The sequence below is a fragment of the Sphingomonas sp. CFBP8993 genome, assembly GCF_034044895.1.
In the GTDB taxonomy this organism is placed as follows: domain Bacteria; phylum Pseudomonadota; class Alphaproteobacteria; order Sphingomonadales; family Sphingomonadaceae; genus Sphingomonas.
Genome location: NZ_JAXCWU010000005.1, coordinates 20,897 through 37,547, shown reverse-complemented (window position 1 = coordinate 37,547; position 16,651 = coordinate 20,897). Strand labels below are relative to the sequence as shown.

The 16,651-nt window shown below is 65.3% G+C and carries 13 protein-coding genes; 12 read left to right on the top strand and 1 reads right to left on the bottom strand.

Annotated features, from left to right (window positions below):
- Positions 1-5 precede the first annotated feature (5 nt).
- The 7 genes from dnaQ to SOM26_RS11255 all read left to right on the top strand — a co-directional run bounded on the left by dnaQ (position 6) and on the right by SOM26_RS11255 (position 4,044).
- Entirely contained in the window at positions 6-701 is a 696-nt protein-coding gene (dnaQ, locus tag SOM26_RS11285; protein WP_320452825.1) for a DNA polymerase III subunit epsilon, read from the top strand.
- Between the two features lie 55 nt (positions 702-756).
- Complete coding sequence (gene hpf / locus SOM26_RS11280; protein WP_320452824.1) at positions 757-1,347, top strand: ribosome hibernation-promoting factor, HPF/YfiA family; 591 nt, start codon at positions 757-759, stop codon at positions 1,345-1,347.
- A gap of 64 nt (positions 1,348-1,411) precedes the next feature.
- Positions 1,412-1,882: a PTS sugar transporter subunit IIA gene (locus SOM26_RS11275; RefSeq protein WP_320452823.1), complete on the top strand. Its 471-nt coding sequence runs from the start codon at positions 1,412-1,414 to the stop codon at positions 1,880-1,882.
- Entirely contained in the window at positions 1,866-2,324 is a 459-nt protein-coding gene (locus tag SOM26_RS11270) for a PaaI family thioesterase (protein WP_320452822.1), read from the top strand. The genes SOM26_RS11275 and SOM26_RS11270 overlap by 17 nt, the downstream gene beginning before the upstream one ends.
- Before the next feature lie 4 nt (positions 2,325-2,328).
- Entirely contained in the window at positions 2,329-2,655 is a 327-nt protein-coding gene (locus SOM26_RS11265) for a DUF1491 family protein (protein ID WP_320452821.1), read from the top strand.
- Between the two features lie 192 nt (positions 2,656-2,847).
- Positions 2,848-3,468: a cell wall hydrolase gene (locus tag SOM26_RS11260; RefSeq protein WP_320452820.1), complete on the top strand. Its 621-nt coding sequence runs from the start codon at positions 2,848-2,850 to the stop codon at positions 3,466-3,468.
- Positions 3,469-3,555: 87 nt separating this feature from the next.
- Positions 3,556-4,044: an MmcB family DNA repair protein gene (locus SOM26_RS11255; protein WP_320452819.1), complete on the top strand. Its 489-nt coding sequence runs from the start codon at positions 3,556-3,558 to the stop codon at positions 4,042-4,044.
- Between the two features lie 132 nt (positions 4,045-4,176).
- On the opposite strand, the gene SOM26_RS11250 is transcribed toward SOM26_RS11255, so the two are convergent.
- On the bottom strand, positions 4,177-5,616 hold the full coding sequence (locus SOM26_RS11250) for a glycoside hydrolase (protein WP_320452818.1): 1,440 nt from the start codon (positions 5,614-5,616) through the stop codon (positions 4,177-4,179).
- A gap of 311 nt (positions 5,617-5,927) precedes the next feature.
- Between SOM26_RS11250 and SOM26_RS11245 the strand changes: the two genes are divergently transcribed.
- The 5 genes from SOM26_RS11245 to SOM26_RS11225 all read left to right on the top strand — a co-directional run bounded on the left by SOM26_RS11245 (position 5,928) and on the right by SOM26_RS11225 (position 16,580).
- Complete coding sequence (locus tag SOM26_RS11245; RefSeq protein WP_320452817.1) at positions 5,928-8,741, top strand: TonB-dependent receptor; 2,814 nt, start codon at positions 5,928-5,930, stop codon at positions 8,739-8,741.
- A gap of 72 nt (positions 8,742-8,813) precedes the next feature.
- Positions 8,814-10,370 (top strand): tryptophan halogenase family protein, encoded by a 1,557-nt coding sequence (locus SOM26_RS11240; RefSeq protein WP_320452816.1) that lies wholly within the window; start codon positions 8,814-8,816, stop codon positions 10,368-10,370.
- Between the two features lie 14 nt (positions 10,371-10,384).
- Positions 10,385-13,582, top strand: coding sequence for a glycoside hydrolase family 2 TIM barrel-domain containing protein (locus SOM26_RS11235; protein WP_320452815.1), 3,198 nt, complete (start codon positions 10,385-10,387; stop codon positions 13,580-13,582).
- Positions 13,583-13,638: 56 nt separating this feature from the next.
- Positions 13,639-15,216: an alpha-N-arabinofuranosidase gene (locus tag SOM26_RS11230; protein ID WP_320452814.1), complete on the top strand. Its 1,578-nt coding sequence runs from the start codon at positions 13,639-13,641 to the stop codon at positions 15,214-15,216.
- Positions 15,216-16,580, top strand: a complete 1,365-nt coding sequence (locus tag SOM26_RS11225; protein ID WP_320452813.1) for a family 43 glycosylhydrolase — start codon at positions 15,216-15,218, stop codon at positions 16,578-16,580. The genes SOM26_RS11230 and SOM26_RS11225 overlap by 1 nt, the downstream gene beginning before the upstream one ends.
- Positions 16,581-16,651 lie beyond the last annotated feature (71 nt).

Here is a 16,651-nt window from a genome sequence, read left to right as displayed (position 1 = left end):
GTTTCATGAGAGAGATCGTTTTCGACACCGAAACGACCGGGTTCAAATTTTCGGAAGGCGACCGGCTGGTCGAAATCGGCTGTGTCGAACTGGTCAACCGGGTCGAAACCGGTCGCACCTATCACGCCTATTTCAATCCCGAACGGTCGATGCCGGCCGAGGCGCAGGCGGTCCACGGGCTGTCGGATGCCTTTCTGAAGGACAAGCCGGTCTTTGCCGCCGGGGTTTCCGACTTTCTGGATTTCATCGGCGATGCGCCGCTGATCGCGCACAATGCGACCTTCGACTTCGGCTTCATCAATGGCGAGCTGGGCGCGCTGGGTTTTCCGCCGGTCGATGAAAAGACGCGGATGATCGACACGCTGGCGATCGCGCGCAGCCGCCATCCGGGCGCCAAGCACACGCTCGATGCGCTGTGCTCGCGCTATGGCATCGACCGCTCGCATCGTGTCCTGCACGGCGCGCTGCTCGACGCGCAGCTGCTGGCGCAGGTCTATGTCGAGCTGATGGGCGGACGGCAGATCGGCCTGGGGCTGCTCGCCGATACGGAGGTCGATAGCGGGCCGACGATCGTCGCCCGCGCACCGGCCCGGGTTCGCCCGCCGCGCCATTTCCGGCCGAGCGAGGCGGAACTCGCCGCTCATGCGGCGTTTCTTAAGAGCATAAGCGATCCGGTTTGGGGGGCCGAGGCGTCCGGTTGACGCCACGGGACAGGCCAAAAGGACCGTCCCACCAGAGTGCATCAAGGAGAAGACGATGGATATCCGGATTTCTGGTCATCAGGTCGAAACGGGCGACGCGCTGCGGACCCATGTGACGGACCGGCTTCAGGGTATCGCCGAGAAATACTTCGCCCGCGCCATCTCGTCCGAGGTGACGTTCGGCAAGGGCCCGCACGACGTCGGGTTCAAATGCGATATCGTGATGCACGTCACCCGTGGCCTGGTGCTCAAAGGCCGCCACGAGGCGCAGGACGCACACCTCGTGTTCGACGGTGCCGCGACCAAGATCGAAAAGCAGCTGCGCCGTTACTCGCGCCGCCTGAAGGATCGCCATGCGGGCCAGGCGATCGAACTGGCCGAGGCCGGGGCCTATGATGCGGGTTATACGCTGTTCGCCGAACAGGTGGACGAGGACGAGGCGGGCGATGCGCCCCTGATCATCGCCGAAACCCGCGTCGATATTCCCGATGCCAGTGTGTCGGATGCGGTGATGATGCTTGACCTGCGCAATACTGCGGCGCTGTTGTTCAAGAATTCGGGCACCGGTTCGTATAATATGGTCTATCGCCGGGGCGACGGAACCATCGGTTGGGTTGAACCACAACGGGTCGGTACGACCGGATAAGCTCTATCGTTCTTCCGCGCGGCCCGTTATTGGACGGGCCGCGCGGGGGCGCACCGGAAAGACCATGAACGACTTCAGCGATCTGTTGCGCCACGATACGGTGCTGGCGGGCGTCAGCGCCGCCAACAAGAAGACCCTGTTCCAGGCGCTGGCGGCGGCTGCCGCCGGGCCTGCGGGACAGGATGCCAAGCTGCTGGCCGATGTGCTGGCCGAGCGGGAAAAGCTGGGCTCGACCGGTTTCGGCGGCGGCGTCGCCATTCCGCATGGCAAGGTGGCGGGGCTGACCCAGATCGTCGGCGTCTTCGCCCGACTGGCCCAGCCGGTCGATTTCCAGGCGGTCGACGACATGCCGGTCGATTTGGTCTTTGCGATGTTCTCGCCCGCCGATGCTGGCTCGGCACATCTGAAGGCGCTGGCACGGGTGTCGCGTCGCCTGCGCGACAAGGGCTTCGTCGCCAAGCTGCGCGGGGCGGGTTCGCCGGACGCGATCTGGGCGCTGCTGAGCCAGGCCGACGCGCGTGACGCCGCGGCCTGAGGGCGAGGCCGCGCATTTCCGGGCGCTGGAGGCGCTCTATGCCAAGGCCCCGATCAACGCGTTTTTTCAGTCCACGCTCGAAATCCCCGAAGCCGGAACCGCGCGAATCCGCTTTCGGGTGGACGAGCGGCATTTTCATGCGGCGGGCGCGGCGCATGGCACCATCTATTTCAAGATGCTCGACGATGCGGCCTTTTATGCCTGCAACAGCCTGGTCACCGACCGCTTCCTGCTGACGACGCAGTTCAACCTGCTGCTGACCCGGCCGATGAAGGCGGGCGAAGTGGTGGCCGAGGGGAGGTTGGTCAGCGGGCGGCGGCGGGTGTTCGTCGCCGATGCGCGCTTGATCGATGTGGAGGGCGAAGAGGTCGCGCGCGGCACCGGCACCTTCATGCGCTCGCAGATCGCTTTGGCCGGATTGCCCGGTTACCGGACCGCCTGACGGCATGGACGGTCGCCTGCCCAGCGATATGCTGGTGACCGCGCTGCTGCGCCGGATGAACGACAGCGGCGGCATGGGCATGGTGCTGGCCAAGGGCGATGCCCATGCCGGCGGCATCCTGGTCGTCGTCGTCGATGCGGAACGGCGCGAGCGGGTGCTGGAGCGGGGTATCGGTCCGGATGGCCGAACCGCGCTGATCGATTCGACGCCTGCAAACGATGTGATCGGCTATTGGCGGCGGCGGCGGGCGCGCGATCCGGACTTGTGGGTGATCGAACTGGATGGCGCTGCGGCGGAACGGTTCACCGCTGAAACGATCCTGCAACATTGACGAACGCGGCCGGATCGGCCACGAGCCCCTCCATCAACTATCAGCGTTGTGCTTATCGGGTGCGATCCGGTGGGTTACGCAGTCGGGGGGAAGCCCGGACGAGCGCCTTTTGGCAATGCTCGGGTCCGTGATCCAACCGCATGTCTGTTCGAGTGAATGACCGTTTTCAAGCGAGTCGCGGCATCTGCGGCCATGGCTCTTTCCCTGGCGGGTCTTCTCGCCACCAGCACCCCCAGCCTTGCGACCAACGTCGCCGCCGGTGGGGTCGCTGCTCCAGCCTCTGCAATGGCTGTTTCCGGGATCAACGCCGCCGAATTGGCGATGGTTCCCCAAAGCGCCCGGGCCACGATGTCCGCGCTCCCCGATTTTTCCCAAGTTTCCGAAGGCGATGACGACGGCGATTATGAATCGCTGGCCGACGCCGTGGCCGACCAGGACGAGATTGCGTCGAGCGAAGAGCTCCGCTGCCTGGCCGGTGCCATCTATTTCGAGGCGCAGGGTGAGCCGCTGAACGGTCAGCTCGCCGTCGCCCAGGTCATCCTGAACCGCACCAAGTCGGGCCGCTTCCCGACCGGCGTCTGCGACGTCATCAAGCAGCGCGGCCAGTTCAGCTTCGTGCGCCGCGGTGAAATCCCCTCGGTCAGCCCGTCGCGCAGCGCCTATCGCACCGCCGTCGCGGTCGCCAAGGTCGCCCTGGCCCAGGCCTGGGACAGCACCGCTGGCAAGGCACTGTACTTCAACACCCCCGGCAACCGTCCGGGCGTGCGCGTCCAGAAGGTCGCGTCGATCGGCAACCACATCTTCTATCGTTGATGGTCACGGCTCCGTTTCGGGGCCTTGCTTTTACGCGGTCCCCCTCGGGGCTTTGCAAATGTTCGCCGAATGTTCTAAGCGGGTGGCATGTTGGACATGCCGCCCGCTTCGTGTGTCGAGGACCCGGCCTCGCCACTCTGCGCCGCTGACGTCGCGCGCGGCGTGACCCGGATGCTGCTCCGCCACGACCTCGTGACCATTCCCGAAGTCCCATTGGAGGGCGGCCGCCGTGCCGACCTGATGGCGCTGGATGCGCGCGGGAACGTCGTGGTGGTCGAGATCAAGGTGTCGCGCGCCGATATGCTCGGCGACGGCAAATGGCCCGATTATCTGGCGCATTGCGACCGCTTCTATTGGGCGGTCCCGGCCGGGTTCGACTGGTCGCCGCTGGAAAGCGCGGCATTTCTTCCTGAGCGGACCGGGATCATCGTCGCCGACCGCTATGATGCCGCGATCGTGCGCGAGGCGCACAGCGTGCCGCTGCCCGCCCATGTACGGAAGAAGGCGACGCTGAATTTCGCGCGCAGGGCAGGGCGGCGGATGATCGGGCTGACCGATCCGGATGCGGGGATGTGATCGGTTTGGGGCCGAGGTTTTCCCTTGGCCCTCGACTTGGCTCAAGCTGAACGGCGGGAGCGTGAAGCCCCTTCCCCAACAGACGTTCAGCCTGGGCGCATTCGAAGACCACGCCCCGAGCTCGCCCAAAACTCACCGCGTCAATATCAACGTCACCACCGACTGCGGCGGCGCGATATCCCCCGAAATATCCACAGCCTTATGAACGGCATCGGTCACGATCATCCGCCGCTGCCACCGCCCCGGCACCGCCACCGTCAGCGGGCGTGGGGACAGGCCCGGATTGACATGGACCAGCACCAGCCGCCGCCCGTCCGGCGACAAGGCTCCCACCGTATCCATGTCGTCCACCGGCACCAGCCGGTCGCCCGGCCGGATATAGCGGCTGAACTGCGCCATCGCCCAGTATTTGCCGGTGACGTGGATCGCATGGGGCTGGTCCGCCGCGCCCATCAGGTCGGCCTTGACGATGCCCCAATTGGATCCCTTCTCGCCCTTGCGGGTGCTGAGATCCTCGACCGCCTGCCAGAAGACCCAGGCGGCGGGCTCCAGCCGCTTGAGGTCGCCGACGACATGCTCGGCAAAGGCCAGCGGCGTCGCCATGCCGGTCAGGTCTTCCGGGTCGCCCGACAAGGGCGTGTCGTTCTCGCTCATCCACATCTTGATGCCCGACGCGCGGGCAATGTCGCGCACCGCCGTCTGGTGCACGGTGCCATAGCTGTGGACGTTGAGTTGGCCGATCCTGGCGCGCGTGGCGGGCGGGTAGGCGGCCCAGTCCTGGACGAACAGGTGCGAGGCGGTTTCGTCGGGCGCGGCGATGACCGTCGCCAGCCCCCTGATTTTCAGCGCGGCGGCGGTGGCGTCGATCATCTGCGCCTGCCGCGCCGGGCTCCAATGCGCGCCCTCCTGCGTATTGGCGGCGAACCAGTAATTGGTGTTGGGCTCGTTCACCGGCGACAGCGTGCGGAAGGTCAGGTGATGCCGCCGCTGCAATTCGTCGGTGACGCGGGCCAGATAGGTGGCGAAAGCGGTTTCCTGGCCGGGGCGCAGATTGTCCTCGGTGCCCTTTTCCGCGCCCGACACTCGGCCGCTGACCGTCATGAACCACGGCGGCGAGTTGGAGAAGGCCTCGAAGATCGGTTGCTTCACGCGGGCGGTGATCGCATCCAGCCACCATCGCTGGTTGGCGTCCTGGTTCCAGTCCCACATGGCGGGGTCGTTGGCGCGCCACCAATCCTTGCCGCTCACGCCCGCGGGTTGCCGCCAGAAGCCCGGCACCGCGCGACCCACCTTCATATAGGGCGGGGTATCCGCCGCATTGCCGCCACCGATATTGTAGCGCGCGATCGTCCAGCCCAACCCGTCCGGACCATAGAACAGGTCGGCCAGCCGGATCCGCTCCGCCTCGGGCCAGCCGCCGGTGACATGCGCGAACCAGGCCAGCGCCGTACCCCAGCCCTCGAACACCGTCGATGGCCGGTCGATCGCGGGGCGTAGCGTCACGGGCACCGGGCGATCCATCGCCGGTGATGCAGGCTGCTGCGCCAAGCTGGGCGTGGCGGCTGCGGACATGCCCAGGGCCAGCAGGGCAGCGAGTCGCCATCGCCGTGGCTTGTCTGGAATCATCCCGCCCATAGTCTCATGCTCCCGTTTTACGTCTGACTATAGGATCAGGATTGATCAGCCCGTCAATCCCGGTTTTCGGATCAAAAATACGCCATCAATCGAACCATTTAGGCTTTCCCGTGAAATATTCGGTCGTGTTAAGCCAGCCGTGACAGGAAATTCCAGTTGCGAGGCCTCGGAACGGAACGTATAAATCAGACAATTAGGTACGCGCCCATGACAAAATGGGCAGGCCTATAAAGGGAGGGGATAAGGCGATGAAGATCGGCACGATTCTGCTGTGCGGTACGTCCATGGCGGCTTTGTGGGGCACACCGGCCATGGCGCAGGTCCAGGCGACCGCGCAATCGACCCAGGCACTGACCGCCGATCAGGCCGCCAAGGCCCCACCCAGTGACCAGGACATCGTCGTCACCGGCGTCCGCGAGAGCCTTCGTTCTGCCCAGGCGATCAAGCGCAATGCCGACCAGATCGTCGACTCGGTCCAGGCGCAGGATATCGGCAAGCTGCCCGACGCGAACACGACCGAGGCGTTGCAGCGTATCACCGGCGTCCAGATCCAGCGTCGTTACGGCGAAGGCGCGACCGACTTCGATCACCGCACCCAGCCCGCCGTGACCGTGCGCGGCCTGACTCAGGTGCAGAATTTCCTCGATGGCCGCGCCGTTTACTCGGCATCGGGCGGCCGTGCCTTCGATCTGGAGGGCGTGCCCCCCGAATTGCTCGCGGGCATCGACGTGTACAAGAACGCACCCGCCAACATCATCGAGGGCGGCATCGGCGGCGCAGTGAACCTGCGTACGCGCCGGCCGTTCGACTCGGCGGGTCAGGTTATCTCGCTGACCGCGCGCGGCAATTATTATGACCGGGTCGACAAGTTCGGCGGCTCGATCTCGGGCCTGTACAGCAACCGCTTCGACAGCACGATCGGTGAGATCGGCATCCTGGTCAACGCGGTCTATTCCAAGAGCCAGTATCGCCAGGACGGCCTGCTCGCCGGGCCCTTCGCCGAGGCGCAGCCGGGCACGATCGCCAACGCGCCCGCCAATGCGCGCATCCCGTACGGCTTCGAAATCTATGACGACAGCGGCGACCGCCGCCGCTTCGGCATCGCCGCCGCGCTGCAATGGCAGGCGAACGAGGACGTGCTGGTCACCGCCCAGTATCAGGGCACCAAATACTGGTTCAACCGCACCGGCGCCTATTACTACGACTACAACAACCGCTCGAACCAGTATAACGCCGCCGGGCAGGTCACCTCCTATGGCACGGGTGCAGCGCCGGGCGCGGCCTTCACCTTCAACGACCAGGGTTATGCGACCAGCGGCGCGCTTTCGCCCCAGACGTTCGAGACCGGGCGTTTCGACCAGGAATTGTGGAGCGCCAGCCAGAACTATACCTTCAACGTCGGCTGGCAGGCGACCGACCGGGCGAAGGTGAATTTCGACGTCCAGTATCTGACGTCCTATTATAATGCCGATCGCAACGGCCATGTCCTGTCGCTCTACAACCGGTCGGGGCAGACCGCGCTCAACGCGCCGCATCCCTCGACCGTGGTGTTCGACCTGCGCGGCAAATATCCGCGCTGGGACGTGACCGACCCGACGGTGCTGAACAATCCTGCCAACTATACGCTGCCGTTCATCGCCGACTCGCTCCAGCGCAACGATGCCGAGACGCTCGCGCTCGCCTATGACATCGAATATGATTTCAAGGGCGGTGTGCTCCAGAAGCTGCGCGGCGGTGCGCGCTTCGCCGACAATACCATCGACCTGCGCGGCACCTGGAACGGCGTCAGCCTGTACCAGGGGGTGGCACCGGGCACCGATGCCCCGGCCGGCACCGCGCTGATCCCGCTGTCGCGCTTCCCGCAGCTGGCGATGAAGGGGCCGTCGGCCAACTGGTTCGACGGCAATACGGTGAAGGGGGGTATCCTGTACCCGGCCTTCCCGGCGGGAGACGGCGTCTGGGCACAGACCAAGGCGCTCTATGCGCTGTTCGGCGCGAAGACCAAGGATGCCTTCACGCCGGGCGACCTGAACAACCAGACCGAAAAGACCTACACCGCCTGGGGCATGGCCGATTACGAGTTCGAGGCGGGCGGCGTGCGCTTCGACGGCAGCGCCGGCGCGCGGATCATCCGCACCGACCTGACGTCCAACGGCACGCAGTTCAACGCCGATGGCAGCAGTGCGCCGCTGGCGCTCAAGAACCGCTATAATCGCGTCCTGCCCAGCGTGAACCTGCGCGCCCGGCTGACCGACGAGTTCCAGATGCGCTTCGCCTATTCCAAGGGGCTGGCGCGCCCCAATTTCGACCAGCTTTCGACCAACATCACGCTCAACAACCCGAACCAGGTCAATCCGGCGACCGGACGGCCGAGCGCCAGTTCTGGCAATCCACGGCTCAGCCCGATCGACTCGGACAATCTGGACCTGACGGCGGAATGGTATTTCGCCTCTGCGGGCTCGCTGACCGGCGGTATCTTCTACAAGAAGATCGACGGCTTCCTGGCCAGCGGCCGGGTCGTCGGAGTCTATGGCGGTCGGGCTTACGACGTGAACACCGTCGTCAATTCGGGCAGCGGCACGGTGAAGGGCGCCGAGATCGGCTATCAGCAGTTCTTCGACTTCCTGCCGGGCCTGCTCAGCGGTCTGGGGATCCAGGCGAACTATACCTATGTCGACTCCAACGTCGCCAATCCGTTCGCGGGCAACAATCCCAACGCGCCGCAGTCGTTGCCGCTCGAGAAGCTGTCCAAGCACAGCTACAATCTGATCGGCCTGTACGAGAAGGGCCCGGTGACCGCGCGTGTCGCTTGGAACTGGCGTTCCAGCTATCTCGATGCGACCACGGGCAGCGGTGCGAATGGCGAGGCGCAATATGCACGCCCCTATGCCTCGCTCGACGCCTCGCTGAACCTCAACCTGACCAAGAATCTCGCGGTATCGATCGATGCGGTGAACCTGAACAACCGGATGAACGTGCTGTACATCGGCACGCCTGCCGCACCGCTTCAGTATCAGCTGAACGATCGCCGCTTTGGCGCATCGATCCGCGTCCTTTATTGACGACCCCACCTCGGCATGGGGGAGGCACCGCCCCCATGCCGCCTTTCCTCAGGCAATGGTGCGATCGGACGCATGATGCAACAGCCCCGGACCGCCCCGCAGCACGGCGACCCTGCGGCGATCGGGCGGATCGTCATCCTGGGCGGTGGGACCGCCGGCTGGATGGCGGCGGCGGCGCTGTCCCGCGTTCTGGGCCGTGACGGACCCGCCATCACGCTGGTCGAATCCGATACGATCGGCACGATCGGCGTCGGCGAGGCGACGATCCCGCCGATCCAGGCCTTCAACGCGCTGCTTGGCATCGACGAACGCGAGTTCGTGCGCGAAACCAACGGCACCTTCAAACTGGGTATCGAGTTCGTCGACTGGCGGCGGCCCGGCCACCGTTATTTCCACCCCTTCGGCACCTATGGCCATGATTTCGGGGCCATTCCGTTCGAGGCGATCTGGCAGCGCATGAAGCAGGCGGGGCGTGCCGCACCACTCGACGCCTATGCGCTGGCGACTCAGGCGGCGGCGGCCAACCGCTTCACCACCCCGCGCCCCGGCAACACGCCGCTGGGCCATATCGGTTATGCCTATCATTTCGATGCCGGGCTCTATGCCCGCTTTCTACGTCGCCGGGCCGAGGCGCAGGGTGTCCTACGGCATGAAGGGCAGGTCGCGTCCGTGGAGCGCCGCGACGACGGGTTGATCGCGGGGCTGGTGCTGGAGGACGGCACGCGGATCGCGGGGGATTTGTTCATCGACTGCTCGGGGTTTCGCGCGCTGCTGCTGGGCGAGACGCTGGGCGTCGGGTTCGAGGATTGGGGACATTGGCTGCCCAACGACCGCGCCATCGCCGTGCCCTCGGCACGGACCGGTGCGCTGACGCCCTATACCCGTTCCACCGCGCACGGGGCGGGGTGGCAGTGGCGCATCCCGCTTCAGCATCGCACCGGCAACGGCATCGTCTATGCCTCGACCCATTTGTCTGACGATGAAGCGACCGCGCGGCTGCTGGCGGGGCTGGATGGACCAGCACTTGCCGAGCCGCGCAGCATCCGTTTCCGTACCGGACGGCGGACGCGGATGTGGGAAGGAAACTGCATCGCGTTGGGGCTGGCGGGCGGCTTTCTCGAGCCGTTGGAGTCGACCAGCATCCATCTGATCCAGGTCGGTATCGCACGGATGCTCGAAATGCTGCCGACGACCGCGTTCGAAGCCGCCGACCGCCGCCGCTATAATCGGCTGATGGCGGAGGAATATGAGGATATCCGGGACTTCATCATCCTGCACTTCCACGCCACCGACCGTGACGACACATGCTATTGGCGGGATCTGCGCACCATGACGGTGCCCGAAACCTTGCAGGATCGGCTGGATATCTATCGCGCGACGGGGCGAATCCATCGCGAGGGCGAGGCGCTGTTCACCAAGACGAGCTGGCTGGCGGTGATGGACGGGCAGGGGTTGAGCCCGCGCGGGTTCGACCCGATCGCGCTGGGCATGGCGGGCGAGGAAGCCGCTGCGCGACTGGCGCATATTGCGACGGTGACGCGAAAATCGCTTGAGCTGATGCCCGATCATGACGCATTTCTCCGACAACATGGCTATGCCATGGCCACAAGCGCGGCGGCGCAGCGATAAAAAAGGGGAGTGGCATGAAGTGGCGTTTGGCGGCCGGTGCGGCCGTGGTGGCTCTGGCGAGCCCCGTTCCGGCCCAGACGAACGGTCCGCAAGTGGCCCCGGTGCAGGTCGATCCCCGCCGCCCCGACTGGGAGAACCCCGCCGTCAACGCGCGCGGCACCCGGCCCGCCAGCGCCACCGCCTTTCCCTATGAAAGCCGTGCGCTGGCGCTGGCGGGGGATAAGGCCAAGTCCAGCCGTTATATGAGCCTGGACGGCGCCTGGTCCTTCGCCTTCTCCCCCTCGGTCGACGGTGCGCCCAAGGGGTTCGAGCGGCCCGATTACGACGTGTCCAAGTGGAAGACGATTCCGGTCCCCGCAATGTGGCAGGCGCACGGGTATGGGAAGCCCAAATACAATAACATTACCTATCCCTTCCCGGCGAACCGGCCGCTCGTGCCGCATGACGACAACGAGACGGGATCATATCGTCGTGATATCACCTTGCCCGACGGGTGGCGTGGGCAGGATGTGATCCTTCAGATCGGTGCGGCGGGATCGGCCTATCGGGTGTGGATCAACGGGCAGGAGGCGGGTTACTCCGAGGATTCAAAGCTCCCCACCGAATATGACGTCACGCGGTTCCTGAAGCCGGGGCGCAACGTCGTGGCGATCCAGGTCCATCGCTGGTCGGACGGCAGCTATCTGGAGGATCAGGATTTCTGGCGCGTCTCGGGCATCGAGCGGTCGGTCTATTTGCGCGCCGTGCCCCGGACACGGATCGACGACCTGTTCGTCCATGCCGGGCTAGACAAGGGCTATCGCGATGGGACGCTGTCGACAGAACTGACGCTGCCCGCGCTGCCCCAGGCGATGACGGCGCGGATGACGCTGCTTGACGGCGAGCGGACGGTGGTGACGCGGCAAGTGGCGCTAGCGAAGGGCGCGACCTCGGCGACGCTGGATGCGGCGGTGCCCGGCGTGCGGGCATGGTCGGCGGAGACGCCCAACCTTTACACGCTGCTGGTCGAACTGGTCGACGCGCAAGGACAGGTGGTGCAGGCCACGCCGCAGCGGATCGGCTTTCGCACCGTCGAGATCAAGGACGGGCAGGTCATGGTCAATGGCCGCCGCATTATGATCCGCGGCGTCAACCGGCACGAGCATGACCCGGAAACCTTCCACGTCATCTCCGAGGAGTCGATGCGTCGCGACCTGGAGCTGATGAAGCGCAACAACTTCAACGCGATCCGCACCTCGCACTATCCCAACGACCCGCGCTTCCTGGCGCTGGCGGACGAATATGGCTTCTACCTGATGGACGAGGCCAATATCGAGAGCCACGCCTATATGGAGCAGGGCAACCGCCACGGTGACGAGCGGAGCAGGTATCAGATCGGCTTCGACCCCGCCTGGGAAAGCGCGCATGTTGCCCGCGTGATGAATATGGTCGAGCGGGACAAGAACCACCCCTCGATCATCTTCTGGTCGCTGGGCAACGAAGCAGGCATCGGCCCGAATTTTGAGAAGGCGGCGGCGGCGATCCGGCGGCGCGACGGCTCGCGGCTGATTTCCTATCTCGGCTGGGGGACGCTCGACTGGAGCCACCAGCCCAATTCCTACGTCGATATCTATGCGCCCATGTATGACGATATCGAGAAGATGGTCGACTGGGCCGAGGACCCGACGCGGACCCAGCCGATGATCCAATGCGAATATGCCCATATGCAGGGCAATTCGGGCGGCAATTTCAAGGATTATTGGGACACCATCTACGCCCACGCCAAGTTGCAGGGTGGTTTCATCTGGGACTGGGTCGACCAGTCCATGTACCGCTATACCAGGGACGGGCGGCGTTACTGGGGCGATGGCGGCGAATATGGCCCGAATCCCGGCGGCGATATCGAGTTTGGCGACGGGCTGAACCAGCCCGACCGGACCCCCAACCCGCAACTCTATGAGGTGCAGAAGGTCCAGTCGCCGATCCGCTTCGACGGTTATGATGCGAAGACCGGGCGTCTGACCGTTCACAACCGTCATGACTTTATCGACCTGTCGGGCTTCACTTTCGACTGGGTGGTGGAGAAGAACGGGGTCGTGGTGGCGAAGGGCGATCTGCCTGCGCTGACCACCGCCGCCGGACAGGTGCAGACGGTCGCGCTCGCACCGAAGTTCACGCCCGAGGCCGGGGCGGAATATCTGCTGACCGTCCGCGCCCATGCCAAGGACGGCACGATCCGTGCGGTTCCGGCGAATTACGTCATCGGCTGGGAGCAGTTCGCGCTGAGCGACGCGCCTGCCATGCCGGTTGCCGCCAAGGGCCAGGTCGCCGTCGCGGATACGGCCGACAATGTGACCCTCTCCGCGAACGGGGCGGAGCTGGTCATCGATCGCAAGACCGGGCTGGTCGCCAGCTATGCCTCGGGAGGGCGCGTGCTGGCGAAAGGCGGCAAGCCCAATTTCGTCCGTGCCGAAACCGACAACGACACCGCCAATGGCACGGTGGCGCAGCAGGGCCCGTGGCTCACGATGAACGGCCGCTATCAGGTACGCAGTGTATCGATCGGTCCAGATCGAAGCGTGACGGTGGATCACGAGATGGGGGCGGGGGCGGCGCGCTTCGTCACCCGATACAGGATGGCGGGCGACGGTGCGGTCGATGTCGACGGGCAGTTCGTGCCGCTCAAGGCCGACCTGCCGCCGCCGGTTCGCATCGGCCTGTGGTACACCATGCCCACGACGATGAAGACGGTCGAATGGTATGGCCGGGGCCCGCATGAAAGCTATGTCGATCGGAAAAGCTCGGCCGCGATCGGGCTGTGGCGCGGGACGATTGCCGAGCAGGACCATGATTACATGCGTCCCCAGGACACCGGCAACAAGGTCGATGTCCGCTGGATGGAGTTGTCGGGCGAGGGGGGCGGCCTGCGGGTCCGCGCGCCCCGGCCGCTGATGATGCAGGCGCTCGCATTCCCCTATACCGATCTCTACCGCCGCGCGCCCGGCACCTGGAAATCGACCGATATCGTGGCCCATGGCGAGACGACGCTGATCATCGATGCCGCGCAATGGGGTGTCGGCGGCGACACGACATGGAGCCATGTCGGCCAGCCGCACATGAAATACCGGACGAAGCTTGAGCCGACGCGGGTCGTCTTCCGCCTGGAGCCTTTCACCGGCCAGGGCACGACCCCCGACCAGGCCAGGCCCGGCCGCGCGACGGAACCGCAATAGGGCTATCCTTTACTCTGACAATAAGTCATCATGCCGCGTCAGGCAGAGGAGAATCCATGAAAAGGGCAACGAAATTCCTGTTCGCGGCGGCCGCCGCCACGCTGTTCGCGGGCGCGGCGAGCGCCCAGACGGCGGCGGCCAGCGCGCCGACGACCACCGGAGACGCCGTGTCGGTGCACGGCGACCGGCCGGGTCCGATCTATAACCGCCGCATCTTCGGCCAGTTTGCCGAGCATCTGGGCACCGGCATCTATCCGGGCATCTGGGTGGGCAAGGGCAGCAAGATCCCCAACATCAACGGTTATCGCCGCGACGTCATCGACGCATTGAAGGCGATCCGCGTTCCCGTCATCCGCTGGCCGGGCGGTTGCTACGCCGACGAATATCACTGGCGCGAAGGTATCGGTCCGCAATCCAAGCGCCTGACCAAGGTCAACACCAACTGGGGTGGCGTGACCGAGGACAACAGCTTCGGCACCAACGAATTCATGAACTATAGCGAGATGGTCGGCGCCGAGGCCTATGTCTCGGGCAATGTCGGCTCGGCCGCGCCGTCCGAGATGGCCGAGTGGGTCGAATATATGACCTTCCCGTCCAAATCGACCTATGCCGAGGAGCGCCGCAAGAACGGCCGCGACCGCCCCTGGAAGCTGGCCATGTTCGGCATCGGCAACGAGTTGTGGGGCTGCGGCGGCAATATGCGTCCCGAATATGCCGCCGACGTGACGCGCCGCTACTCGACGTTCCTGAAGGTGCCGGCCGGCGAAAAGCTGATGAAGATCGCCAGCGGCGCCAACAATGACGACTACAACTGGACCGAAGTGATGATGCGCGATGCGGGCTCCGCGTTCGACGGCATCGGCGTCCATTATTACACCGTCCCCGGCTCGTGGGCGAACAAGGGCGCGGCGACCGGCTTCGACGAGGAGGCCTGGGCCCGCACCCTGTCCAAGACGCTGAAGATGGAAGAGCTGCTGACCCGGCACTCGGCGATCATGGACAAATATGATCCGAACAAGCGGGTCGCGCTGCTCGTCGACGAATGGGGCACCTGGTATGATGTCGAACCCGGCACCAATCCGGGCTTCCTCTATCAGCAGAACTCGCTTCGCGACGCGGTGGTGACGAGCCTGAACCTCGACATCTTCGCCCGCCACGCCGACCGGGTGCGCGGCGCCAACATCGCGCAGATGATCAACGTCCTCCAGGCGATGATCCTGACCGACGGCGCACGCATGGTGAAGACGCCGACCTACTGGGTCTTCGACATGTACAAGGACTATCAGGACGCGACCGTCCTGCCGGTCGACGTGCAGTCGCGCTGGTACAACAAGGACCAGTGGGTGATGAAGGCGGTCAGCGCCTCGGCCGTGCGGGACAAGGCGGGCGTGGTCCATGTCGGCCTGACCAATGTCGATCCCAACCAGCCCACGACCGTCTCGGTCAAGCTGGACGGTCTGAACGCCGCCCAGGTGTCGGGTCGTATCCTGACCGGCACGGCGATGGACGCGCACAACACCTTCGACGCGCCGAACCAGATCACGCCGCAGCCGTTCAACGGCGCGACGCTGTCGGGCGGCATGTTGACCGTGCAGATCCCGGCCAAGTCGGTCGTGATGCTGGACCTGCGCTGATGTGGTCCCGCGCCGGGGCGCTGTTCGCCGCCGTCCTGCTCGCCCCAATATGGGGAACTGCGATGGCGGGGTCCGCCGCGCCCCGGCGCGACCTTTCGTGGAATGCGCCGGGCGCGGGCAATCCGCTGCTCCCCGGCTATTTCGCCGACCCCTCCATCGTGCGCGATGGGGGGCGTTGGTACATCTTCGCCACGATCGACCCGTGGGGGGATGACCGTCTGGGCCTGTGGACCTCGGACAATGGCCGCGACTGGACTTTCTCCCAGCCCAACTGGCCGACAAAGCAGGCCGCGACCAGCCCGACCTCGGGCGATGCGAAGGTCTGGGCCCCCTCGGTGGTCAAGGCACCGAACGGCCGCTGGTATATGTATGTCTCGGTCGGCAGCGAGGTATGGGTCGGCTCCGCAGCCTCTCCGGCGGGTCCCTGGGCCGATGCCAATGGCGGCAAGCCGCTGATCGCGCGCGACTTCGCGCCCGCCTATCACATGATCGATGCCGAGGCGTTCGTCGATGATGACGGCCAGGCCTATCTCTATTGGGGATCGGGGCTGAACTGGGTCAACGGGCATTGCTTCGTCGTGAAGCTGAAGCCCGACATGGTCCATTTCGATGGCGCGCCGAAGGACGTGACCCCGGCAAACTATTTCGAAGGCCCCTTCATGGTGAAGGAGAAGGGGCGATACCTGCTGACCTATAGCGACGGCAACACGACCAAGGACACCTACAAGGTGCGCTATGCGGTCGGATCGTCGCCGATGGGGCCCTTTGTCGAGGCGGCGAACAGCCCGGTCCTGGAAACCGATGCCGGCAAGCAGATCATCAGCCCGGGCCATCACGCGATCTTCGCGGACCAGGGGCGGTCCTACATCCTCTATCACCGCCAGGCGCTGCCCTTCGTCATGGGCGGCGAGCGGGTGTTGCGGCAGGTGGCGGTCGATCCGCTGACCGTACGTGGCGATGGCCTGTTGGAGAAAGTCCGGCCCAGCCATGATCCGGTGATCCCGGCCTTTGCGGCGCATCGGACACGGGGCTTGCGCTGGACCGGCAAGGGTGCCGATGCGCTGGCGGCGGACGATAACTACGCGACCGCCTGGCGGCCGGACACCGGGCAGCCGCCGGTGCTGACCGCCGACCTGGGCATGGTGCGGACGTTGCGCGAAAGCCGGGTGCGTCCGGCCTTTGCGATCCAGCCGCAGGATCTGCGGATCGAGGCGTCGGTGGACGGCAAGAACTGGCGTCAGGTCGCCGCGGAGACGGGAGTGCGCGGCTCGCCGATCACCTTGCGCCATCCGGGCAAGGCGCGCTTCCTGCGCATGACGGTGCAGGCCAAGGAACCCGCGATCCTGGAATGGTCGATCTTCTGATGCCTTGAGCCCCTCCTCAGCGACGGGGGAGGGGTTTGGGGAAGGGGGCTGCCACGGTGGCGATGGTCTCG

Excerpts from the sequence above, each read along its gene's own strand:
- SOM26_RS11265 (WP_320452821.1), top strand. The coding sequence starts at position 2,329 with ATGGACGGTCGCCTGCCCAGCGATATGCTGGTGACCGCGCTGCTGCGC.
- SOM26_RS11240 (WP_320452816.1), top strand. The coding sequence starts at position 8,814 with ATGATGCAACAGCCCCGGACCGCCCCGCAGCACGGCGACCCTGCGGCG.
- SOM26_RS11250 (WP_320452818.1), bottom strand. The coding sequence starts at position 5,616 with ATGTCCGCAGCCGCCACGCCCAGCTTGGCGCAGCAGCCTGCATCACCG.
- SOM26_RS11275 (WP_320452823.1), top strand. The coding sequence starts at position 1,412 with ATGAACGACTTCAGCGATCTGTTGCGCCACGATACGGTGCTGGCGGGC.
- hpf (WP_320452824.1), top strand. The coding sequence starts at position 757 with ATGGATATCCGGATTTCTGGTCATCAGGTCGAAACGGGCGACGCGCTG.
- SOM26_RS11230 (WP_320452814.1), top strand. The coding sequence starts at position 13,639 with ATGAAAAGGGCAACGAAATTCCTGTTCGCGGCGGCCGCCGCCACGCTG.
- dnaQ (WP_320452825.1), top strand. The coding sequence starts at position 6 with ATGAGAGAGATCGTTTTCGACACCGAAACGACCGGGTTCAAATTTTCG.
- SOM26_RS11225 (WP_320452813.1), top strand. The coding sequence starts at position 15,216 with ATGTGGTCCCGCGCCGGGGCGCTGTTCGCCGCCGTCCTGCTCGCCCCA.
- SOM26_RS11235 (WP_320452815.1), top strand. The coding sequence starts at position 10,385 with ATGAAGTGGCGTTTGGCGGCCGGTGCGGCCGTGGTGGCTCTGGCGAGC.
- SOM26_RS11245 (WP_320452817.1), top strand. The coding sequence starts at position 5,928 with ATGAAGATCGGCACGATTCTGCTGTGCGGTACGTCCATGGCGGCTTTG.
- SOM26_RS11260 (WP_320452820.1), top strand. The coding sequence starts at position 2,848 with ATGGCTCTTTCCCTGGCGGGTCTTCTCGCCACCAGCACCCCCAGCCTT.
- SOM26_RS11255 (WP_320452819.1), top strand. The coding sequence starts at position 3,556 with ATGTTGGACATGCCGCCCGCTTCGTGTGTCGAGGACCCGGCCTCGCCA.